This window comes from Porphyrobacter sp. AAP60, from assembly GCF_001296025.1.
Classification (GTDB): domain Bacteria; phylum Pseudomonadota; class Alphaproteobacteria; order Sphingomonadales; family Sphingomonadaceae; genus Erythrobacter.
This window is the reverse complement of sequence record NZ_LJHV01000002.1, coordinates 507,775-528,141: the sequence shown is the minus strand read 5'-3', so window position 1 is coordinate 528,141 and position 20,367 is coordinate 507,775. Positions and strand designations below refer to the sequence as shown.

22 protein-coding genes are annotated in these 20,367 nt (G+C 60.3%); 14 read left to right on the top strand and 8 right to left on the bottom strand.

What is annotated here, in order from left to right; translation table 11 throughout:
- The first annotated feature begins 2 nt into the window (after positions 1-2).
- The 5 genes from IP79_RS03085 to IP79_RS03065 all read left to right on the top strand — a co-directional run bounded on the left by IP79_RS03085 (position 3) and on the right by IP79_RS03065 (position 3,961).
- Positions 3-527, top strand: a complete 525-nt coding sequence (locus IP79_RS03085) for an RNA polymerase sigma factor (RefSeq protein WP_054117754.1) — start codon at positions 3-5, stop codon at positions 525-527.
- Positions 524-1,099, top strand: coding sequence for a hypothetical protein (locus IP79_RS03080; RefSeq protein WP_054117753.1), 576 nt, complete (start codon positions 524-526; stop codon positions 1,097-1,099). Before IP79_RS03085 ends, IP79_RS03080 begins: the two co-directional genes overlap by 4 nt.
- Before the next feature lie 45 nt (positions 1,100-1,144).
- Positions 1,145-2,464 (top strand): serine hydrolase, encoded by a 1,320-nt coding sequence (locus tag IP79_RS03075; protein WP_082336974.1) that lies wholly within the window; start codon positions 1,145-1,147, stop codon positions 2,462-2,464.
- A 93-nt stretch (positions 2,465-2,557) separates the two neighbouring features.
- On the top strand, positions 2,558-3,415 hold the full coding sequence (locus IP79_RS03070; protein WP_054117751.1) for an AAA family ATPase: 858 nt from the start codon (positions 2,558-2,560) through the stop codon (positions 3,413-3,415).
- 63 nt (positions 3,416-3,478) lie between these two features.
- Positions 3,479-3,961, top strand: coding sequence for a TM2 domain-containing protein (locus IP79_RS03065; protein ID WP_054117750.1), 483 nt, complete (start codon positions 3,479-3,481; stop codon positions 3,959-3,961).
- Between the two features lie 140 nt (positions 3,962-4,101).
- Here IP79_RS03065 and IP79_RS03060 read toward each other — a convergent pair whose 3' ends face one another.
- Both IP79_RS03060 and IP79_RS03055 read right to left on the bottom strand, forming a co-directional pair.
- The gene (locus tag IP79_RS03060; RefSeq protein ID WP_054117749.1) at positions 4,102-5,034 is read right to left on the bottom strand and encodes a L,D-transpeptidase family protein; all 933 of its coding nucleotides are present in this window, start codon (positions 5,032-5,034) and stop codon (positions 4,102-4,104) included.
- Positions 5,035-5,147: 113 nt separating this feature from the next.
- Positions 5,148-6,548, bottom strand: a complete 1,401-nt coding sequence (locus tag IP79_RS03055; RefSeq protein WP_054117748.1) for a methyl-accepting chemotaxis protein — start codon at positions 6,546-6,548, stop codon at positions 5,148-5,150.
- A gap of 122 nt (positions 6,549-6,670) precedes the next feature.
- On the opposite strand from IP79_RS03055, the gene IP79_RS03050 reads away from it, so the two are divergent.
- The 3 genes from IP79_RS03050 to IP79_RS03040 are packed head-to-tail and all read left to right on the top strand — an operon-like array spanning position 6,671 to position 9,173.
- Positions 6,671-7,855 (top strand): vWA domain-containing protein, encoded by a 1,185-nt coding sequence (locus IP79_RS03050; protein WP_054117747.1) that lies wholly within the window; start codon positions 6,671-6,673, stop codon positions 7,853-7,855.
- Between the two features lie 26 nt (positions 7,856-7,881).
- On the top strand, positions 7,882-8,298 hold the full coding sequence (locus IP79_RS03045; protein WP_054117746.1) for a hypothetical protein: 417 nt from the start codon (positions 7,882-7,884) through the stop codon (positions 8,296-8,298).
- Between the two features lie 32 nt (positions 8,299-8,330).
- Positions 8,331-9,173 (top strand): DUF817 domain-containing protein, encoded by an 843-nt coding sequence (locus tag IP79_RS03040; RefSeq protein WP_156318049.1) that lies wholly within the window; start codon positions 8,331-8,333, stop codon positions 9,171-9,173.
- On the opposite strand, the gene IP79_RS03035 is transcribed toward IP79_RS03040, so the two are convergent.
- Positions 9,124-10,464, bottom strand: a complete 1,341-nt coding sequence (locus tag IP79_RS03035; protein WP_054117745.1) for a spinster family MFS transporter — start codon at positions 10,462-10,464, stop codon at positions 9,124-9,126. The two genes, IP79_RS03040 and IP79_RS03035, sit on opposite strands and share 50 nt — an antisense overlap.
- 78 nt (positions 10,465-10,542) lie before the next feature.
- The gene (locus IP79_RS03030) at positions 10,543-11,745 is read right to left on the bottom strand and encodes an exo-beta-N-acetylmuramidase NamZ domain-containing protein (RefSeq protein WP_054117744.1); all 1,203 of its coding nucleotides are present in this window, start codon (positions 11,743-11,745) and stop codon (positions 10,543-10,545) included.
- Positions 11,746-11,806: 61 nt separating this feature from the next.
- Here IP79_RS03030 and IP79_RS03025 point away from each other — a divergent pair, with 61 nt between their 5' ends.
- A complete protein-coding gene (locus IP79_RS03025) occupies positions 11,807-12,316 on the top strand; it encodes a TspO/MBR family protein (protein ID WP_233994055.1) in 510 nt (169 codons plus the stop codon).
- Here the strand turns inward: IP79_RS03025 and IP79_RS03020 are convergent.
- Positions 12,303-12,818 (bottom strand): DOMON-like domain-containing protein, encoded by a 516-nt coding sequence (locus IP79_RS03020; RefSeq protein ID WP_054117742.1) that lies wholly within the window; start codon positions 12,816-12,818, stop codon positions 12,303-12,305. The two genes, IP79_RS03025 and IP79_RS03020, sit on opposite strands and share 14 nt — an antisense overlap.
- A gap of 77 nt (positions 12,819-12,895) precedes the next feature.
- Between IP79_RS03020 and tyrS the strand changes: the two genes are divergently transcribed.
- The 5 genes from tyrS (at position 12,896) to IP79_RS02995 (ending at position 17,353) form a co-directional block, all read left to right on the top strand.
- Positions 12,896-14,125: a tyrosine--tRNA ligase gene (gene tyrS / locus IP79_RS03015; protein ID WP_054117741.1), complete on the top strand. Its 1,230-nt coding sequence runs from the start codon at positions 12,896-12,898 to the stop codon at positions 14,123-14,125.
- 91 nt (positions 14,126-14,216) lie between these two features.
- Entirely contained in the window at positions 14,217-14,555 is a 339-nt protein-coding gene (locus IP79_RS03010) for a PilZ domain-containing protein (protein ID WP_197273715.1), read from the top strand.
- A gap of 81 nt (positions 14,556-14,636) precedes the next feature.
- On the top strand, positions 14,637-15,902 hold the full coding sequence (locus IP79_RS03005) for an MFS transporter (RefSeq protein ID WP_054117739.1): 1,266 nt from the start codon (positions 14,637-14,639) through the stop codon (positions 15,900-15,902).
- Positions 15,899-16,819 carry a cysteine synthase A gene (cysK, locus tag IP79_RS03000; RefSeq protein WP_054117738.1) on the top strand — a complete coding sequence of 307 codons (921 nt, stop codon included), beginning with the start codon at positions 15,899-15,901 and terminating at the stop codon, positions 16,817-16,819. Before IP79_RS03005 ends, cysK begins: the two co-directional genes overlap by 4 nt.
- Before the next feature lie 78 nt (positions 16,820-16,897).
- Positions 16,898-17,353, top strand: coding sequence for a hypothetical protein (locus IP79_RS02995; RefSeq protein WP_054117737.1), 456 nt, complete (start codon positions 16,898-16,900; stop codon positions 17,351-17,353).
- Positions 17,354-17,434: 81 nt separating this feature from the next.
- Here the strand turns inward: IP79_RS02995 and IP79_RS02990 are convergent, their stop codons facing one another.
- The 3 genes from IP79_RS02990 to hisI are packed head-to-tail and all read right to left on the bottom strand — an operon-like array spanning position 17,435 to position 20,181.
- Positions 17,435-19,240 carry an acyl-CoA dehydrogenase C-terminal domain-containing protein gene (locus IP79_RS02990; RefSeq protein ID WP_054117736.1) on the bottom strand — a complete coding sequence of 602 codons (1,806 nt, stop codon included), beginning with the start codon at positions 19,238-19,240 and terminating at the stop codon, positions 17,435-17,437.
- Between the two features lie 39 nt (positions 19,241-19,279).
- Positions 19,280-19,753, bottom strand: a complete 474-nt coding sequence (locus IP79_RS02985) for a MerR family transcriptional regulator (protein WP_082336973.1) — start codon at positions 19,751-19,753, stop codon at positions 19,280-19,282.
- A 32-nt stretch (positions 19,754-19,785) separates the two neighbouring features.
- A complete protein-coding gene (gene hisI / locus IP79_RS02980) occupies positions 19,786-20,181 on the bottom strand; it encodes a phosphoribosyl-AMP cyclohydrolase (protein ID WP_054117734.1) in 396 nt (131 codons plus the stop codon).
- Positions 20,182-20,367 lie beyond the last annotated feature (186 nt).

Below are 20,367 nucleotides of genomic sequence, written 5' to 3'. Positions count from 1 at the left end.
GCATGACACAGGCGGCAGAAGCTCTTTACCGGCAGGCAGGCGCGCAATTTGCGCCAGCGCTCGCGCGTCTTGCCAGATCGGTCGAGCGTGATCCTGAAAAGGCGCGTGATCTCGAACAGGAGATGCACTGCGCGCTATGGATCAGTCTGGCCCGGTTCGACGGGCGGTGCGCGCTCAAGACGTGGGTCTACCGCGTTGCGCACAATGTTGCCGCCGATCACGTTTCGCGCGCCGTGCGTGGGCCGCAGCGGGTGGCGCTCGATGTAATCGAGACGCTTCCCTCCGCCGGCAATGTCGAGGCAGAGACGGCCGAGGCCCTGGTGCTGGCGCAAGTTGGTGAACTGATCCGCCGCCTGCCGCCGGTCGACATGCAGGTGATCGTGCTGTGGCTCGAAGGCGAGAGCGCGGCGGATATTGCCGACATTACCGGCCTGTCCGCTGGCGCGGTCGCCACGCGGGTGCACCGTATCAAGGCGCTGATCGCCGGCCATTTCCAGAGTGAACCCGCATATGGAGTAACCGCATGACGACCCCTCCCTTACCCCAATGGACCGCGCTAGCGCGCGATGCAGTCTTTACCGATCCGACCGAAATGCTGCTCAAGGCCGACCGCTTTGATCAGACAATCCGCCGCCGCAACTGGCGCGAATATGCCGCGGGGGTGTCCGGTGTGCTGCTTAGCATCGGCATGGCGGCCTTCTTCGCTTGGGTCGGGGATTACGCAATTGTTGGCGCCGTCATGGTGACGGGGATGGGGTTCCTTGTTGTGATGCACAATCTACGCCGACACGCATCGCCCGTCGAACGGCTGCCCGAGGAACCGTGCATCGAGCATCTTCGCCGCCAGTACCGCTATCAGGCAGAAGCGCTGCACAGTGTTGCAAGCTGGTACATCGGCCCACTGGTTCCCGGTTTTCTGGCAATGCAGGCCGCCATTTTCTGGAACGCTGCGCAGGATCGCGGGTGGGAAGAGGCACTGACCGACAAGGGGTGGCCGTTTGCGCTGATCGTCGCCTTCCTTATCGGCGTGATTGCGCTGAACAGGTGGGCCGCCCGCGACCTGCGCCGGAAGCTGGCTGCGCTCGAAACGCTGGATTAACAGCCTCGCAGCACCTAAACTTATTGATGACACGGGAGAAATGCGATGCTTAGAACCTGCGTGCTTGCCCTTTCCGGGGCGGTTCTCGCCCTGCCCGCTGTGCCGCTGATGGCTCAGGAATCCACCGAAACAATGGCACCGACAGCGCAAACCCCGTTGGAAACCCGCAGCCAACAGGTCGTGGCCCTGCTGAATGGCGAGGCGCAGCCCGAAGACCTGTTCACCCAAGGCTTCCGCGAAGCAATTGCCGACGCGCAGCTCAAGGCGTTGGGCGCGAGCTTCACCGCGCAGTTCGGCCCGGCGGTAGAGGTTGCCCTGCTCGCCCCGCGCGAAGGCACTCGCGCCGCGCTGGAAATCCGGTTCGAACGCGGGCTGGCCAAGGGCGGGATCGCGATTGATCCGGCGCAAGATAACCGCATCAATGAATTGCGCTTCACATCAATGGAAGCGCTGGCAGTGGCAGATGACACAGCGCAAAAAATCACCGCCGATCTCGCCGCCCTGCCCGGCAACGTCAACGCATGGTTCGGCCCGCTGGATGGCGGCGCGCCTGCCATCAGCATCGGGGCGGACACTCCGCTGGCGCTGGGATCGACCTTCAAGCTCTATGTCCTCGCCGCGCTGGCAGAGGATGTGAAGGCGGGCCGCCGCAAGTGGACTGACGTCGTGCCGCTGGAGGAGAAGAGCTATCCCAGCGGGCAATTGCAGAATTGGCCCAAGGGTTCGCCGGTCACGCTCCACACGCTCGCCAGCCTGATGATCTCGATCAGCGATAATACCGCGACGGATCAGTTGATCGACGTACTGGGCAGGGATCGTGTCCTAAAGCTGATGCAGGATAGCGGGCACAGCGATCCGGACTCCAACGACCCTTTCCTTACCACCCGCGAGCTCTTCATTCTCAAGGCCAGTGATGGCGAAATGATCGGCGGATGGCGCACGCTGGACAAGGTTGCCAAAGAGGTCGAAATCGCCTCGGCGGAAGCGCTGGACTTTATCACTCCGGTTTCGCTCGATCAGGTCAATGCCGCTTTCGCCCAAGGCCCCAAGGCAATCGACATCGAATGGTTCGCCTCCCCCGCCGATTTGGTCAAGTTGCTTGCCCACATGCGCCGCACGGCCGATCCCAAGGTGTTCGACATCATGGCGATCAACCCTTCGGCGACGCCGGGGATCAAGGCCGGTTGGGACTATATCGGCTACAAGGGCGGCAACGAGCCGGGCGTGCTCAACCTCACCTGGCTGCTCACCGACGCAGGCGGGCGCGATCATATGCTAACCCTGGGCTGGAACAACCCCGATGCCGTGCTCGATAACGGCAAACTGGAAGCCATCGCCCAGCGAATCCTGCTGCTGCCTCGCTGATTTGACAGCGCGTTCCGCGTCCGGGCCCCCTTGCGCCGCGCCAAACGGTTCCTTATCGCTGCGCGTCGAAAACCAGTCTCACAAGGAAACCCGATGTCAGATCAACAGCGTTTCGAAGGCACCAAATCCTATATCGCCACCGAAGACCTCAAGGTTGCGGTCAATGCCGCCGTGATGCTGCGCCGCCCCTTGCTGGTGAAGGGTGAACCCGGCACCGGCAAGACCGTGCTGGCGCATGAAATTTCCAAGGCGCTGGGCGCCCCGCTGATCGAATGGAACATCAAATCCACCACCAAGGCGCATCAGGGCCTATATGAATATGACGCCGTTGCGCGTTTGCGCGATGGCCAGCTGGGTGACGAGCGCGTTCACGACATCAAGAACTACATCAAGCAGGGCAAGCTGTGGGAAGCCTTCACCGCGCCGCAGCTGCCCGTGCTGCTGATCGACGAGATCGACAAGGCCGATATCGAATTCCCGAACGATCTGCTTCAGGAACTCGACCGGATGAGCTTCGACGTTTACGAAACGCAGGAGCGGATCGAGGCCAAGGAACGCCCGATCGTGGTCATCACCTCGAACAATGAAAAGGAACTGCCCGACGCTTTCCTGCGCCGCTGTTTCTTCCACTACATCAAGTTCCCCGATCGTGAGACGATGCAGGAAATCATCGACGTCCACTTTCCCGGCATCCAGAAAGTGCTGGTGAAGAAGGCGATGGATATCTTCTACGATCTGCGCGAAGTGCCGGGCCTGAAAAAGAAGCCCTCGACCAGCGAGCTGCTCGACTGGCTGAAGCTGCTGCTGAACGAGGATATGCCGCTGGAGGTCTTGCAGAACAGCAATCCGGCCAGCGCGATCCCGCCGCTGCACGGCGCGCTGCTGAAGAACGAACAGGACATCATGCTGTTCGAACGGCTCGCCTTCATGGCGCGCCGCAACCCGAGCTGAAGGCCGCTTGTAGCGTCCGTCCTTTTGCGATAGCCCTTGCATATCAGCAATGTGGGGGATCACATGAAGGGGCAGATTCTAACGTTCGACCCGTTGAAGGGCGAAGGCATCATCAGCGGCGAAGATGGCAGCCGCTACGGGTTTCAGGGATCCGGCTGGCGCGGCACGGGGGGCGTGCCACGTGCCGGACTTCAGGTGGATTTTTCACCCGCTGGCGAAACGGCAGAAGAGATTTTCCCGCTGGCCGGCGCCAACCCGCTGGCCGATGCATTTGGCCCCGGCCACAAATCACCGATTGTTGCCGGGTTGCTGGCACTGTTCCTTGGCGGCTTTGGCGTTCACAAGTTCTACCTTGGCTACAATTCGCAAGGCGTGATCCTGTTGGTCGGGACTTTTGTCAGTTATCTGCTCACTCTGGTAATCATCGGGATTATTCCGCTGATGATCATCGGTGTGGTGTGTCTGATCGAGGCGATCATTTACATCACCAAGTCGGAAAGCGATTTCAACGCAATCTATGTGCAGGGTCAGAAACACTGGTTCTGACAGGGCACTCGGCATCGCATGAAGGGCTTTGCAGGCCCGGTTTAGGCCGGGCCAGACCCCGTCTAGACCCTGTCTAGACCCCCTCTAGGTCGTTTTTGAAGCACTTGCGGGCGATGTTTCACGTGAAACATCGCCCTTCATCAGCTTACCGGAAAGCAATCAATCCCGGTACGCTTCAGCGTTAGGCACGTGGCATGAGCATCCGGGCCGGATGCGCGCAAACGGTAATATTGCGTGCCATTCACCACCGCTGGAATGACCGCCATCTGCATCCCCCGCAATTCGGGCCTGCGCGTGGTAAGCGCTTCCCATTGCCCTGTTGCAAGGTCGGGAGAAAGCGTCGCGGCAAGCTGGATGGTCTGCCCGTTCAAGGCAGGCATCGGCGCAGATGATGGCGGGTTTACGGTACCCTGCGGCGCTGCAATTGTCCTTGCCGCTGGCAGTCTGTTGGCGGGTTTCCCGCCTTTCTGCGCAAGGGCTGAACGCTCGCGCTGCAGCAGCGCAGGATCGATCGGCACCAGCGCTTCGGTGCGCCGTGCGAGTGCCAGCGCCTCGGCATCGTTTGCCAGCGGTTCATCGACCACAATCACCGCGGTCGAGGTTGCTCCTGTTATCTTGAACAGCTCACGGGCGAATTCGTCGGGCAACCTGATGCAGCCATGCGAGGCGGGGTAGCCGGGCAAACGCCCTGCATGAATTGCAATCCCGTCCCACGTCAGCCGCTGCATGAACGGCATCGGGGCGTTGCTGTAGAGGTTCGAGCGGTGAAACTTCTTCTTCTGGAGAATGGCGAACACCCCCGCCGGCGTTTCCTTGCCGCGCTTCCCCGTAGAAACCGGACTGGAGCGCCACAAGGCACCGTCGCGGAAGACATGCATCTGCTGTGATTGGAGACTGATGGTTATGAGGACGCCATTTTCGAGAACCTCGCCAATCGTTCTGGTCGGCGGGGCTTCCTCGATCACCGCGGGAACAACTGCGGGATCCTCAGACTGTGCGGGGGCGATCTGCGCCGGATCGGCTGCACCGCGCGCATCGGGGACGCAGGCCGCGGACAGGAGCGCGGCTGCCATCAGCCAGAAACCGTTGAGCCACGAGTGCCGCAACGTGCACCTCCGTTCACCTTAAAGGTTAACGGTTAGTCTGTGGCGGCTTACTCGGCAAGGGTCGGGACAGCAGGCGACCTTCAATCGAAACTGTATGCCAGCTCGAAATCGCCCCAACGCTTCCCGCCCAGCACCAGCGGAACATAGACGTTGCGCACCACCACATAGCTCGCGCCGTCGCCTTCCTGACGGTAGACCGCCATCATGTAAGGCGCATGGCTTGATTTGGCCTTGCGGTCGATCGCTTCGAACATCAGTCGTCCGTTGCGGCAATATTGTGTGTCATGCGCCAGATCACCCGTCGGCGCGCGCGAGCGTTCGGACAGGTGGGTCGGCAGGAAGCCGTTGAGATCGGTGCAGGCCGCCGCCAGCACGCGGGTGTCGCCAGCCTTTGCGCGGTCGAGGAACGGACGCCATTCGGCATGGGCCCAATCGGTCAGCCGGGTGCGGAACAGCTGCGGATTGGTGTTCGGCACCGGCAGGTAATCGGTATCGAACAGCGCGCTCAAAGCCAGCGCACCAGAAGCCAGCGCAGCCTCGGTATGCGCGGCGAGCGCCTTGGCAAACTCCTGCGCCTGCGCGACCATTGCGCTGTCTTCCGGGCTGAGCCCCGCCTGCACGATCCGGTCGAACATCTCGCTGGCGGTAATTTCCAGCTCTTCCATCTTGCGATGCGCGCCGTGCAGCCGGTCTTCATTGCTGCGCGAGGCGGCGTCGTAGCTTGTCAACACGCGCTGCACCTTATCAACGTGGCCGCTGATCGTGCCGGTCGAACGGGCGATGACATCGTTCTGCTTGTCAACTTCCTCCACCAGCGCGCCGACATTCGCGATGGTGCTTTCAATCCGCCCGACCGAAGCGCGGGCTTCGCCGCTGGCCTTGGCGCCGGTTTCGATCCGGCCGATCATCACTTCGGCCTCGCCGCCCAGGGCATCGATGGTCTGGGCGATTTCCTCGGTGGCCTTGCGGGTATCATTGGCGAGGCTTTTGACCTCCGCGGCCACCACGGCGAAGGTCCGCCCGGCATCGCCTGCACGCATCGCTTCGATGGTCGCGTTCAAGGCGAGGATATTGGTGGTTTCCGCGATGTTATCGATATCCTGCGCGCTGCGACGCACCTGCTCCATGGCGGCCGAAAAACTGGTGACGTGCTGGCCAAGGTTATCGACCAGTTCGATCAGCCCGGCAATCTGTCCGAGTGAGGACTGGATCAGCGCCGTGCCTTCGGACAGACGCTCGATCGCGCGTTCTGACAGCAGCCGCGCCTCGTCGCTCGCTTCGGCAACCTTGTTCTGATCGGCTTCGAGCGCGCGAACGGTTTCCGCCAGCGCTTCATGCTCGGATCGAAGATTGCGTGAGGAGGCAATCACAGCCTCCACCACGCCGGCAACATCGGTGCAGCCGACTGTCACCGCGCCGCAGCTTTCAGGGATCATCCCCAAGGCATGGGCATTGGCGGTATTGATGGCGAGCTGGTTCATGCGCGGTTGCGGCCCCTGTTGTGCTTGCGCGAAGCCTAGCGGCGGGATGGTAAGCGAAGGGTTAAAACCCCTCACAAGAAAGGGGACTGGTCAGCGCGAAAGCCGCAGGTTAAGCACGGCCTATGTTCTTCAATTTCATCGACGAGCTTCGTGCAGCCGGAATCGGCGCCAGCTTCAAAGAGCACCTCACTCTGCTGGAGGCGCTGGACCGGGACGTGATCGATCAGACCCCGGAAGCGTTTTACTATCTCTCCCGCGCTACCTTTGTGAAGGATGAAGGCCTGCTCGACCGGTTCGATCAGGTGTTCCACAAGGTCTTTAAAGGCATCATGTCCGATTACGGGCAGAACCCGGTCGATATCCCCGAAGACTGGCTGAAAGCTGTGGCCGAGAAGTTCCTAACCCCTGAGGAGATGGAAAAGATCAAGTCCCTCGGCGATTGGGACGAGATCATGGAGACGCTGAAAAAGCGGCTCGAAGAACAGGAAAAGCGCCATCAGGGCGGCAACAAGTGGGTCGGCACCGGCGGCACCTCGCCGTTCGGCAATTCAGGCTACAACCCCGAAGGCGTGCGCATCGGCGGCGAGAGCAAGCACGGCAAGGCGATCAAGGTCTGGGAAAAACGCGAGTTCAAGAACCTTGATAACACCAAGGAGCTTGGCACCCGCAACATCAAGATGGCGCTGCGCCGCCTGCGCCGTTTCGCCCGCGAAGGTGCGCAGGATCAGCTTGATATCGACGCCACGATCAAGGGCACGGCCAAGCAGGGCTGGCTCGACATCCACATGCGCGCCGAACGCCGCAATGCGGTGAAGCTGCTGCTGTTCCTTGATGTCGGCGGATCGATGGACCCGTTCATCAAGCTGGTGGAAGAGCTGTTCAGCGCCGCGACGTCAGAATTCAAGAACATGGAATTTTTCTACTTCCACAACTGCCTTTACGAAGGCGTGTGGAAGGACAACAAGCGCCGCTGGCAGGAACGCACAAAGACCTGGGACGTGCTCCACAAATACGGCCACGATTACAAGATCGTGTTCGTCGGCGATGCGGCGATGAGCCCTTACGAGGTCACGCACCCCGGCGGCAGCGTCGAGCACATGAACGAGGAAGCGGGCGCGGTTTGGCTGCAGCGCGTGGCAAACACCTACCCTGCGACAGTGTGGCTCAACCCGGTGCCTGAAAAGCAGTGGGGCTATTCGCAGTCGACCAAGATGATCAAGCAACTGGTCAATGACCGCATGTATCCGCTGACGCTGGACGGGCTGGATGATGCGATGCGGGAGCTGTCGCGCAAGCACGGGGCTTGATGCTGGCTTGAGAAGAGGAGTTTGTGATGCGGTTGGTTATTCTTCCTGTTGCTGCATTTGCGCTGACGGGCGCGACGGATGCAGAGGATCGGGCCAAGCACATTCCGGACACTGCTGAGGTGATTGTCCTACCGCTCGACAACCCTTCCTATCTCCGCACTCCGACGCAGGTCAGGCTGATCCAGCGGGCGCAAAACGAAGCTGTGCCGTCAGACGAGGAGTGCCGCGACCGGATCACGCAAGCGCGTGAAGCGGCAGGCAAGCCCCCGCTGCTTGATCGTGAACCGGCCTCGCCCGAAAAGCCCTATCACATTTATGCCGTCGACCGGCGGCAGGATGGCTGCGCGGTCATGGTGATGAAAGGCGATCCCGCCGACATCCGCCCCCTGCCCTCGGCACCCGACGGGCCGATCGTGGTCACACCAGCGGGATCCGAGCGCTAGCGCGGATGGCGGAGCACCGGGCCCGCTGACACGTGATCCTGCCCCGCAACACCCGCTTCGAGACCGTCCGCCTACGGCTCGAGGCCTTCGACCCCGGCACGGGCTGGCGTCTGTGGCTTTACGAATTTCTGCTGTTCGGGTTCAAACAAGGCTGGGCCTGCCTGTTTGGCGGTTTGCTGCTGGCGTTGCTGCTCGGCACGCATCTGTTCTATCCCGACAGCGCTGCCCTCCACCGCTATGACTTCCTGACGCTTGCCGCCATCGCGATCCAAGGGGGGATGCTCGCCTTCCGGCTGGAGACATGGCGCGAGGCGCGGGTGATCCTGATCTTCCACATCGTCGGCACGGTGATGGAGCTGTTCAAGACGCAGGCCGGATCATGGACCTACCCTGAGGAAAGCGTGCTCCACATCGGCGCGGTGCCGCTGTTTTCCGGGTTCATGTATGCCGCAGTCGGCAGCTACATCGCGCGGGTATGGCGAATCTTCGACTTCCGCTTCACCGGCTATCCGCCTGCTTGGGCGACATGGGCCTTGGCGGGCGCGATCTATATCAACTTCTTCACCCACCACTACACCATCGACATCCGCTGGGGACTGTTTGCAGCAACGGCGCTGATCTTCTGGCGCACCCGCGTCCATTTCCGCAACTGGCGCGCGCATCGCTGGATGCCGCTACTTGTCGGCTTCGGCCTCGTCGCGCTGTTCATCTGGTTTGCCGAGAACATCGCCACTTTCGCCAACGCCTGGAACTATCCGGGACAGGAAGCCGAATGGCAGATGGTCAGCATTGCCAAGTATGGCAGCTGGTATCTGCTGATGCTGATCAGCTTTGTCCTCGTGACGCTGGTACAACCGGTACGGTCACCGGATTGAGGTCTTTGCGGTCAAGCTCTTCGTTCAAACGCAACCCGCAGCGCCAGAAGAAGAACGCCGGGACCAGACCCAGACACGCGGCGCCATAAAGGACATAGCGTACGCTTTCAGCGCCATAGATCGGCTGAATCCAGTCCGACAGCATCCCGAAAAACAACGGCCCCAACCCCAGCCCGATCAGATTCTGGAAGAACAGCAGGGTAGCTGCAGCGATCGCCCGTGCCCGCAGCGGAACCAACCCTTGCGCGGCGGAATAGGTGGGGCCGTAGTAGAAGGAATTGAACACGGTCGGCACGAACAGCAGGATCAGTGCCATGGGCCAGCTGGATGCCTGATAGGCCAGCAGCGCCAATGGCACTGCCAACGCCATGCCGATGGCAGGCGCGCTGAGAACATGGCGGCGGTTCTTTGCGCCAAAGCGGTCAGCCAGATAACCGCCGAGCCAGGTGCCAAGGATCCCCCCGACGCCGCCCAGCAGGCCGAACCACAGCCCCACCTGCCCAGGTGTCATGTCGTGGGTGCGCTGGAAGAAGATCGTGGTCCACGTTGTCTTGCCGTAAGCAAGGAATGACGCCGCTGACCCCGCGCACAGCAGCAGGACAAAGGCACGCGAACCCATCACTTCACGCAGCGCCTCTTTCAGCGGCAGCGCGGCAGGTTGGCTCTGCGCGCGCAAAACCGCCTGAGCATCGGCCTGGCGCGGATCTTTCAACACGAACCACACCACCAAGGCGAGCGCGATCCCCGGCAGGCCGACAATCAGAAACGCCTCGCGCCATCCGAACCAGTCGACCAGTGTACCGCCGATGATCATACCCATCAGCGTGCCAACGGGGATGCCGAGCGAATAGAACGCGAGCGCCGAACTGCGCTTTTCCGGCGGCACCAGATCGCTGATCAGCGAGTGCGCGGGCGGCGTACAGCCCGCCTCGCCAACGCCCACACCGATGCGGGCGAGCAGCAACTGCACAAAGTTCTGCGCCAGCCCGCACAGCGCTGTCATCAACGACCAGACAGCCAGCGAAATCGCGATCAGTTTGGGCCTACTCGTCGTCCCGCGATCGGCGAAACGGGCGATGGGGATGCCCAGAACCGTGTAGAACAGCGCGAAGGCCAATCCTGTCATCAACCCGATCTGCGTGTCGGACAGATCAAGATCGCGGGCGATTGGTTCCGCCAGAATGTTGACGATCTGACGATCGATGAAATTGAAGACATAGACAATCAGCAGGATCCACAAGGTCACTCTGACCGAACGGGTGCCTGGTGCGCTTCCTGCGATGGTTGCCATCGATCATCTCTCCTTGTGGTGGCGGTTTGATCGCCATCCATTATCTTCGGTATCGTGTGATAGCGCGCCGTAACGACGTCACGCGTAAAGCAGATGCTCGCGCACTTCGGCAACCCATGCCGCCTCGTCATGTGACGTCATGGCGTCAAGATCCTCAGGTGTCGCGGCACTATCGTCAACCCATTCACGCAACGATGGCCCGCCATTGATGACGTCAATTGCCAGCCGGGTGAGTTCATACTCGTATGGGAAATCGCGCCACAGCGGATAATCAGGGTAGAGCAGCCTGATCGCCTTGAACGCCAGCGCCTGCATCCGCCACGGCTTGAACGCGTGGTGCGTGTAGAATGATCCTTCCGCGTGGATCATCAGCCCATTACAAAGCTTTCCTGCGTGCTTGTGGAAGGTCGGTTCAAACCAGCATTCGCGGATCGCGCAGCCCGCCAACCATTCGGGTGCGAGCTTGTTCATCACCTTCAACACGCCGCCCGCGTCGATATCGGGCGCGCCGAATAGCACTTCCAAGGGCCGCGTCGTCCCGCGACCTTCTGACAACGTGGTACCTTCCAGCATCACGGTGCCAGCATAGCACCGCGCCATGTTCACATTGGCGGCATTGGGCGAAGGGTTGATCCACAGCCGTGACGTCGGCCATCCGAAGCCTTCAGCATCATCGGGACGCCAACCTTCCATCGCCACCACCTTGTACGCGACGTCGAGACCGAAATGGGCAATGAACCAGTGGCCCATTTCCCCCATCGTGAGGCCGTGACGCATCGGCATCGGGGCAGCGCCGACAAAGCTCTCCTGCCCCGGCACCAGCAGCGTGCCTTCCACCGGTCGGCCTGCGGGATTGGGCCGATCAAGCACCCAAACTTCCTTGCCCGCCTTCGCGGCCTCTTCCAGCAGGTAGAGGAGTGTAGTGACGAAGGTGTAGATCCGGCAGCCCAGGTCTTGCAGATCGAACAGGAACACATCCGCGCTCGACATCATCTGTCCCGTCGGGCGGCGCACTTCGCCGTAGAGCGAGAAGATCGGGATGCCGTAACGCGGATCCATCTCGTCTGCGGTTTCGACCATGTTGTCTTGTTTGTCGCCTTTCAACCCATGTTGCGGGCCGAAGGCGCTGTTCACGTTCACGCCGGCCGCGATCAACGCGTCAAGACTGTGGGTGAGGTCGGCCGTCACGCTCGCAGGATGCGCCACGAGGGCGACACGGCGCCCCTTCAACTGGCTGATAAGCTCGGGATCGGCCAGCAGCCGGTCAATTCCTGTCTTCATGCCGGACGGGTTGAAGCACGCTTGCGGCAAAGGCAATGGTATTCGCGCGGCTTGTGTCTATATGTCCCTCATGGATTGGACCACCGCCCTTATCGCTGCCGCTTGGGCTATCATCCTGGGCGGCGCTGGCGGCGTGCTGACCGATATCGGGCAATGGTACCGCGATCTCAGAAAACCACCGTGGCAGCCGCCCGATTGGCTGTTCGGCCCCGCATGGACGATCATTCTGGGCCTAGCAGGCTGGAGTTTCTACATCGGTTTGACGAGCGCACCCACCCCTGAAGCCCGGATGATCGTGTTCGCGCTGTTCGGTGCAAATTTCGTGCTGCACTTCCTGTGGTCACCGCTGTTCTTCAAACTGAAGCGGCCCGATTGGGCTCTGGCTGAAAACGTGCTGTTGTGGCTTTCGGTCACTTCGCTGATGGTGGTGCTGCCGCGCGTTGTGGGTGACAGTTTCGCTGGCTGGCTCAATGTGCCCTATTTCATCTGGGTGAGTTTTGCTTTTGTCTTGAACGGCATGATCGTGAAGCTGAACGCACCTTTCAGCGCTGGAAATGCTAACGCTCGATAATCGCCTGCCGGTTCGCTTCGGAATGGAACTCCGGCGGACCGGGCGGAAAGGCGAGCGCCCAGAATTGCTTGCTGCCATCCTTGTGCTCGATCACCGCATTCAGGGCGACCTGCGCTGGCGATGGCAAGTCAGCGGCAATGCTGGCCTTCAGCACGAGCCCGGTATCGTTCTGCGAGCAGGCAATCGCAATGGAGCCGACGGGTGCGTCACGCATTCCTTCGCGGAACGAATCAAAATCGTAAGCCGCCCATCGACCTGACGGCGACAGGTTGAATTCGCGGTAAAAAGTTCCGCCAATCGGCTGCCAGAAAATTTCGAAACAGGTTGTCTGCCACAGATTGTCCGCCCGTTCCGGCGCAGCATGTGCTGGCAGGACGATAGCCGGAATGTGACCATCAAGCCGGAACTCCGCTTCACAACCATGCGGCGTCGCCTTAATCGTGGCGGTGACAGCGCGGATCGGGCCGAGATCGCAAGTGCGGTGAAGCATGAGCGGTTGCATTGCGCCTTTGTGCTCTTTGGCCCACGTTCCGGCAAGCCACTTCCCGTCGCCCTTCCCCCCTGTTAAGCGCCCAGCCTATGAGCACTTACGAATCTGCCCTTCTCACGCTGCTGGACGAGCGCGGCTACATCCATCAGATGACTGACGCGGCAGGGCTCGATGCCTTGGCTGCAAAGCAGATCGTGCCAGGCTATATCGGTTTTGACGCCACCGCGCCGTCGCTCCACATCGGATCACTGGTGCAGATCATGATGCTGCGGCGCCTGCAGCAGACGGGCCACAAGCCGATTGTGCTGATGGGTGGAGGCACGACGCGGATCGGGGATCCCACCGGACGCGATGAAAGCCGCAAGATGTTGAGCGACGAAACCATCGAAGCAAACATCGCGTCGATCTTCACCGTATTCGATAAATTGCTGACCTTCGGTGATGGGCCGACCGATGCCGTGATGGTCAACAACCACGATTGGCTGGGGCAGCTTGGCTACATCGAGCTTTTGCAGGAAGTGGGCACGCACTTCACCATCAACCGGATGCTGAGTTTCGATTCGGTGCGGCTGCGGCTTGAGCGCGAACAGCCGATGACCTTTCTCGAGTTCAATTACATGATCCTTCAGGGCTATGATTTCCGGCACCTGTCGAAGGATATGGGCGTGCGCCTGCAAATGGGCGGCAGCGATCAATGGGGCAACATCGTCAACGGAATGGAACTCGGCCGCCGGATGGACGGGGCCGATCTGTTCGGCCTCACCACCCCGCTACTCACCACCGCGGATGGGGCAAAGATGGGCAAGACGGCAGCTGGCGCGGTCTGGCTCAATGAAGACCAATTGCCCACCTATGACTTCTGGCAATACTGGCGCAACGTCGATGACCGAGACGTCGGCAAGTTCCTGCGTCTGTTCACCGACTTGAATCTTGACGAAATCGCACGGCTCGAAGCGCTTGAAGGCGCGGAGATCAATGCCGCCAAGACCGTACTTGCCAATGAAGTCACAAAACTGGTGCGCGGCGTTGATGCCGCCACCCGCGCCGAGGCTACGGCGCGCGAGACATTTGCCGGATCGGGCGCTGGTGAAGACTTGCCGATGCTTGCTGTTGGTGACGAAGGTATGCGTATCGCGGCGTTGTTAACCGAAATCGGCCTGACTGCCTCTAATGGAGAGGCCAAGCGCAAGCTGACTGAAGGTGCTGTGAAGCTGGAGGGCGAAACGATCACCGATCCTGCACACCTCGTTCGGCCAGCAGAAGGCCAGACCTTGCGCCTCAGTCTGGGCAAGAAACGTCACGCACTGGTGCAACGCTGATGTTGGGCCGACTTTAAAGCCTTTACCAATTATCAGCCTTTATGCGGCACTACTTCCTTCCCGAATGTTGCTGAGGGAAGGATCGCGATACGTGGCCGGTGGAGCTAATCTCAGTGTTACCGATTTGCGCCGCGCAGCGCGCCACCCGGTCGATTTTCCGGCCATCGTCGAGCATTTCGTGCACGGCGATCTTCACCTGCATGTTTCAAACCTCTCGGCCCACGGCTTCATGGTCGACAATGCCAACCAACTGAGCCGCGGTGACCGGATCATTATCCGCCTTCCGGTTGTGGGCCGGATAGAGGCTTATGTGATCTGGACTCGGGATAATCGCGCAGGTTTCCAGTTTGAACGGATCATCCGGCTCGACGATTTTGGTATGATCATCGATCAGCTGCAACCCAATCCGCGTTTACGTAAACAACGCTGACAGCGCAGATAGTCAAACCTCGTCACTTGCAAGTTTGATCTGCTTGGCAGCCATCGCTCGGCCTGCCATGGCGCTGGCGTGATGGAACCGACCTCCCCCTTACAAATCGGCGATTACCGACGCTACTGGCTCGCCCGCTTCATGGCGGTGTTCGCCACCATGTCGATGGTGGTTCTGCTCGGCTATCAGCTCTACGAAGTGGCCCGCGACGATTACGGGATGAGCGTGGCGCAGGCTTCGTTCCAACTGGGCTTGCTGGGACTGGTGCAATTCATTCCGCTGTTCTTGCTGACTCCGATCGCCGGGTTGGCGGCTGACCGATTCGACCGTCGCCATGTCGCGGCCTTTGCCAACGGGATCGACGGCTGCGTGGCGGTGCTGCTGGCGGTGATGACCTGGCAGGATGCGCTGAACATTCCGATCCTGTTTGCACTTGCCGCCGCCCATGGCGCGGCGCGCGTATTCGTGGGCCCTTCGATGAGTGCGATTGCCCCCAACATAGTGCCGCCGGCACTGCTTCCGCGGGCAATTGCGCTGTCATCCATCGCCTGGCAATCAGCCACCGTCGCCGGGCCCGCGGTTGGCGGCCTGATCTTTGCCAAGTCGGCATGGGTGCCGCATGCAATGTCGGCGGGGCTGTTAATGGCAGCGATGGTGATGATCCTGACCGTCCGCCCGATCAAGGCCAAGCACGAAGGCCCGCCTTTGAAACCATTCAAGCAGATCATCGAGGGCCTGATCTATGTCTGGCGCGAACGGTTTTTGCTGGGATGCATCACGCTCGATTTGTTTGCTGTGCTGCTGGCTGGAGCAACAGCGCTGCTGCCGGTGTTTGCGCGCGACATCCTCTTCGTGGGGCCGGAGGTGCTGGGCCTGATGCGCGCGGCCCCTGCCCTTGGCGCGGCCAGCGTTGCGCTTTGGCTATCGTTCCGCCCGCTCGAGAACGAGGTGGGGATGAAGATGCTGTGGGCCGTCGCGGCGTTTGGTGCAGCGACAATCGCCTTTGCCTTTTCGCGCAATTTTCTTCTGTCGCTGGCGATTCTGGCTGTGATGGGCGGGATCGACATGATCTCGGTGTTTATCCGCTCCTCGCTCGTCCAGTTGTTCACGCCCGATGACAAGCGCGGTCGAGTGTCGGCCATCTCGGGCCTCGCCATTTCTGCGTCCAACGAACTGGGCGAAATGCAATCGGGCCTCGCCGCTGCGGTTCTCGGCGCAACCGGAGCGGTTGTATTCGGCGGCGCGGGTGCGATATTCGTGACATTGATCTGGGCGTGGTATTTTCCCGAACTGCGCCGCGCAAAAAGCTTCGAGCCGCAAGCACTCAAACGAGAGGTATCGACATGAAGGCTGACAACATCCTCGCCACCATCGGTGCGACCCCGCATATCCGCCTGTCGCGGATGTTCCCCGATCACGAAGTATGGGTGAAGTCGGAACGCTCCAATCCCGGCGGCTCGATCAAGGACCGGATCGCCCTTGCTATGGTGGAGGACGCCGAGGAGCGTGGATTGCTCAAGCCCGGCGGCACGATCGTTGAACCGACCAGTGGCAATACCGGTATCGGCCTTGCGATGGTGGCCGCGGTCAAGGGTTACAAGCTGGTGCTGGTCATGCCGGAGTCGATGTCGATCGAACGGCGCCGGCTGATGCTCGCCTATGGTGCGAGCTTCGATCTGACCCCGCGCGAACGCGGTATGAAAGGTGCGATCGAACGCGCACAGGAACTGGTTACGATGACCCCGGGCGCATGGATGCCGAGCCAGTTCGACAATGCCGCCAACCCTGCCATTCACGCGCGCACAACTGCGCAAGAGATCCTCGCCGATTTCGCCGACAAGCCCATCGACGTGATGATCACCGGGGTCGGCACAGGCGGACACCTGACCGGCTGCGCAGAAGAATTGAAGAAGCACTGGCCCGCCTTCAAAGCTTACGGCGTCGAACCAGAAGCTTCACCCGTTATCAATGGCGGCCAGCCCGGCCCGCACCCGATACAGGGCATTGGCGCAGGCTTCATTCCCGGCAATCTGCACACCGCAGCAATTGACGGTGCGATAACGGTTGATGCTGAAACCGCCAAGGATATGGCTCGCCGCGCTGCGCGCGAAGAAGGGATGTTGATCGGTATCTCGTCAGGCGCAACGCTCGCCGCGATTGCCAAAAAGCTGCCCGAGCTTCCCGAAGGCGCGCGCGTGATGGGGTTCAACTACGACACAGGTGAGCGATATTTGTCGGTCCCCGATTTCTTGCCGGTAGAGTAGGCTGTTCTTTAACCCGGGCGCGCTATTGCCTGAGCAAATCTGCGAAATTATCGCAAAGTTGCTCGGGAAGCGTTGCCCATGAAGTTCATCCTGCTCGAATCACGCGGCGGCAATTACCTTGTGGTGGCCGAAAACGTGGCATGGCTGCGCACCGCAGAGAATGGGCAGACCACCGTCGGTATTGTCGGTGGACAGCCGCTGCTGGTAGTTGGTTCGGTTGACGAAGTGGCAGCGAAGATCCTTGGGGCCTCCGCGCAAGAAGAAGCGCCTGTCGCTCAGCCAGTGACAACGGAAGGACTTGTGACTGCACAGCCCGCGCCCCGACCTGAGCCTGAACCCATATCTCCGCCGCCAGCGCCAGCCCCAGAGCCAGCAACCATGGAACCGCCTGCCGTAATTGCACCGAAGAGAGAAGCATCGGAACGCCCGCGCCCGGCCAGGGCGCAACCCATGAGCCTGTCGGATCGCCTCGCCATGGCCGCTGCGCCAAAGGTGAAGGCAGGAACCCAGCGATTCATGGGAATGTCGGAATAGCAGGGCCTGCCAAAAAGCAGGCAATCAAGGGCGCCGGATAACGATCCGGCGCCCTAAGATTCCGTGTGAACGCCTATGATATCAAGCCGCCGTGGCGAAGGCTTCAGCCGGCAGTTTCATCATATATTCGCTGCCCGCCTCAAGCTTGCGGCGCAGTGCCCCGGCATCGGGCAGGAAACGTTCGGCGTAATAGTTGGCCGATACCAGCTTGGCCTCGTAAAACGCCTTATCCTCGGGCTCGTCCGCCAGCTTGGTCAGCGCAACCTTGGCCATCCTGAGCCAGAAAAAGCCGAGCGTTACCACGCCCATGATGTGCATATAGTGATGCGCGCCTGCACCGAGGTGGTTGGGGTTAGCCATCGCGTTCTGCATGAACCACATGGTAGCCGCCTTCTGTTCGCCGAGCGCCTTTTCCAACCGTTCGGCGACGGGCTTCAACTCGGCAACCTGCTTGGCTGCGGCGATTTCCTCGTCGATCATCGCGAAGAACGCCTGAATCGCCTTGCCGCCATTGGCAGCAAGCTTGCGCCCGCACAGGTCCATCGCTTGCACGCCATTGGCGCCTTCGTAGATCATGGCAATGCGGCTATCGCGCACAAACTGCTCCATGCCCCACTCACGAACATAACCGTGGCCGCCATAGACCTGCTGCATATTGTTGGCGATGTCGTAGCCTTTGTCGGTGCCATAGCCTTTGATCACGGGGGTCATGAGACCGATCAGCAAATCGGCCTGCTCCCGCTCTTCTGCGGTCTGGGCCTTATGAGTGAGATCGACCTGCAGCGCGCCCCAAAGGCAAAGTGCCCGCATACTTTCAGTGAAAACCTTGGCATCCATCAACATCCGACGGACATCGGGGTGCACGAAGATCGGATCGGCTTTGGCCTCAGGCTCCGCCGGGCCGGTCAGCGCGCGGCCCTGACGACGATCTAGCGCATAGGTGACCGCATTCTGATAAGCGACTTCGGCCTGGGCATAGCCCTGGATGCCAACACCTAGACGCGCTGCGTTCATCATGATGAACATCGCGGCAAGGCCCTTGTTTTCCTCGCCGACCATATAGCCGGTCGCACCGTCATAGTTAAGCAGGCAGGTGGCGTTGCCGTGAATGCCCATCTTCTTTTCGATGGAACCGCAGGTAACGCCATTGCGCTGTGCAGGCTCGCCATTCTCGTCGAGGACGAACTTGGGCACGATGAACAAAGAAATGCCCTTGGTACTGTCAGGCGCACCCGGGGTCTTTGCGAGGACCAGATGGATGATGTTACTGGTGAGATCGTGCTCTCCGGCCGAAATGAATATCTTGGTGCCGGTGATCGCATAGGAACCATCGCCGTTCGGCACGGCTTTTGTCCGGATCATGCCAAGATCGGTGCCGCAATGCGGTTCGGTCAGGTTCATGGTACCCGACCATTCACCCGAGATCATTTTTGGTAGAAATGCGGCCTTCTGCTCGTCAGAACCCTTGGCAATAATCGCCGAAATCGCGCCGGCAGTAAGGCCGGGGTACATCGCGAAAGCCTGATTGGCGGTGCCGCTGTATTCTTCCAGCACAAAGCCGAGCACGTGCGGCAGGCCTTGTCCGCCAAACTCTTCGGGCTGGGCCAGCGTGCCCCATCCGCTTTCGACATAGGCCTGATATGCCTCCTTGAAGCCCGGAGGTGTGGTTACGCTGCCATCTTCGTGGCGCGTGCAGCCATGTTCGTCGCCTGCCTGGTTAACCGGCGCCAACACCTCGGCGCAAAACTTGCCGGCTTCGTTGATGACGGTGTCGATCATATCGGGCGTAGCGTTTTCAAACCCCGGCAGGTTGCCATAGCTGGCAAGATCGAGAAGTTCGTTGACGATGAAGCGCGTATCGCGGGTGGGCGCGGTATAGGTCGGCATCACTTTATCCCTTTGATGAAATTGGTTTGTCTCAGCGCGTCAGCGCAAATCGAGCTTCTCGATTTCGGCGACAAAATCGGTGAGCTCGTTGATCGAGGAATCAATGTCAGCACGCTGTTCCTGCAGCTTCGCAATATGAGCGCGGCACTTTTCGATTGTGACCCGCCGCTGTTCGACACGGCCGTCATCAAGATCGTAGAGATCGATCATTTCACGAATTTCGGTAAGGCTGAAGCCAACGTTTTTGGCGCGCATGATCCAGGCAAGGCGAGCACGATCGCGCTTGGAATAGACACGGGTCAGGCCAACACGCGCCGGGTTGATCAGCCCTTCATCTTCATAGAACCGGAGAGCGCGAGCAGTGCAGCCAAACTCCGAGGTGAGATCGGAAATAGTAAACTGTTCGCGCGCGTGCTTGTCTGGCCGGTCGAGGTGCGCGCCATTTCTGCGGTGCTCGTGGGGTACATCGGTCGCCACTGGTGCGACGGGCGAGTTTGCTGATGCGGTAGCCATGCCCCATCAAATACCTTCCCTTTACGTGAGCGTCAAGTCTTGACCTTAACGAGAGAGATCCCGCCCCCGCCATATTCAAGCCTCCGGTAAAAGCAGCTTCTCTCCCCCGTGTGGCAAATCGGGCCAGCAGGTCGCGCGCGTATCACCAAGGCATCCTGGTCACAGTCCACCAGCAATTCAACGACCCTCAGAACGTTTCCTGAAGTTTCACCCTTCATCCAGAGGCACTGCCGCGAACGCGACCAGAAGGTGACATTCCCACTTTCTAGCGTGCGATTGATCGCGTCACCGTTCATGTGGGCGACCACCAGCACTTCACCATTGGTTTGATCGACAACTACGGCGGTGATCAAACCGTCACGATCAAACTTGGGCGCAAATATTGCGCCTTTCTCGCGGTCCTCGACCGAAAGGGGCTGATTGGTCACAAAGTACTCCGTGGAAGGATATTGCGGGCACTGGAATGATTGCCATTGATCATGCCAGAAATGCTGCAGCCATGCGATGGATGTTGCATGATCACAACAGCCCCAACCAAAAAATGTTGATTCTACAGGTTCGGTCTTCCGACCTTGGCTTCACCATGAAAGAAGCTGTTGCGGGGCCTCGCAAGA

Bases quoted from the DNA above. Each gene is read 5' to 3' on its own strand.
- IP79_RS03050 (WP_054117747.1), top strand. From the start codon at position 6,671: ATGTTCTTCAATTTCATCGACGAGCTTCGTGCAGCCGGAATCGGCGCC.
- IP79_RS02990 (WP_054117736.1), bottom strand. From the start codon at position 19,240: ATGCCGACCTATACCGCGCCCACCCGCGATACGCGCTTCATCGTCAAC.
- IP79_RS03035 (WP_054117745.1), bottom strand. From the start codon at position 10,464: ATGGCAACCATCGCAGGAAGCGCACCAGGCACCCGTTCGGTCAGAGTG.
- IP79_RS03080 (WP_054117753.1), top strand. From the start codon at position 524: ATGACGACCCCTCCCTTACCCCAATGGACCGCGCTAGCGCGCGATGCA.
- IP79_RS03025 (WP_233994055.1), top strand. From the start codon at position 11,807: ATGTCCCTCATGGATTGGACCACCGCCCTTATCGCTGCCGCTTGGGCT.
- IP79_RS03030 (WP_054117744.1), bottom strand. From the start codon at position 11,745: ATGAAGACAGGAATTGACCGGCTGCTGGCCGATCCCGAGCTTATCAGC.
- IP79_RS03045 (WP_054117746.1), top strand. From the start codon at position 7,882: ATGCGGTTGGTTATTCTTCCTGTTGCTGCATTTGCGCTGACGGGCGCG.
- IP79_RS02995 (WP_054117737.1), top strand. From the start codon at position 16,898: ATGAAGTTCATCCTGCTCGAATCACGCGGCGGCAATTACCTTGTGGTG.
- IP79_RS03085 (WP_054117754.1), top strand. From the start codon at position 3: ATGACACAGGCGGCAGAAGCTCTTTACCGGCAGGCAGGCGCGCAATTT.
- IP79_RS03060 (WP_054117749.1), bottom strand. From the start codon at position 5,034: ATGGCAGCCGCGCTCCTGTCCGCGGCCTGCGTCCCCGATGCGCGCGGT.
- IP79_RS03075 (WP_082336974.1), top strand. From the start codon at position 1,145: ATGCTTAGAACCTGCGTGCTTGCCCTTTCCGGGGCGGTTCTCGCCCTG.
- IP79_RS03020 (WP_054117742.1), bottom strand. From the start codon at position 12,818: ATGCAACCGCTCATGCTTCACCGCACTTGCGATCTCGGCCCGATCCGC.
- cysK (WP_054117738.1), top strand. From the start codon at position 15,899: ATGAAGGCTGACAACATCCTCGCCACCATCGGTGCGACCCCGCATATC.
- tyrS (WP_054117741.1), top strand. From the start codon at position 12,896: ATGAGCACTTACGAATCTGCCCTTCTCACGCTGCTGGACGAGCGCGGC.
- IP79_RS03070 (WP_054117751.1), top strand. From the start codon at position 2,558: ATGTCAGATCAACAGCGTTTCGAAGGCACCAAATCCTATATCGCCACC.
- IP79_RS03005 (WP_054117739.1), top strand. From the start codon at position 14,637: ATGGAACCGACCTCCCCCTTACAAATCGGCGATTACCGACGCTACTGG.
- IP79_RS03065 (WP_054117750.1), top strand. From the start codon at position 3,479: ATGAAGGGGCAGATTCTAACGTTCGACCCGTTGAAGGGCGAAGGCATC.
- IP79_RS02985 (WP_082336973.1), bottom strand. From the start codon at position 19,753: ATGGCTACCGCATCAGCAAACTCGCCCGTCGCACCAGTGGCGACCGAT.
- IP79_RS03055 (WP_054117748.1), bottom strand. From the start codon at position 6,548: ATGAACCAGCTCGCCATCAATACCGCCAATGCCCATGCCTTGGGGATG.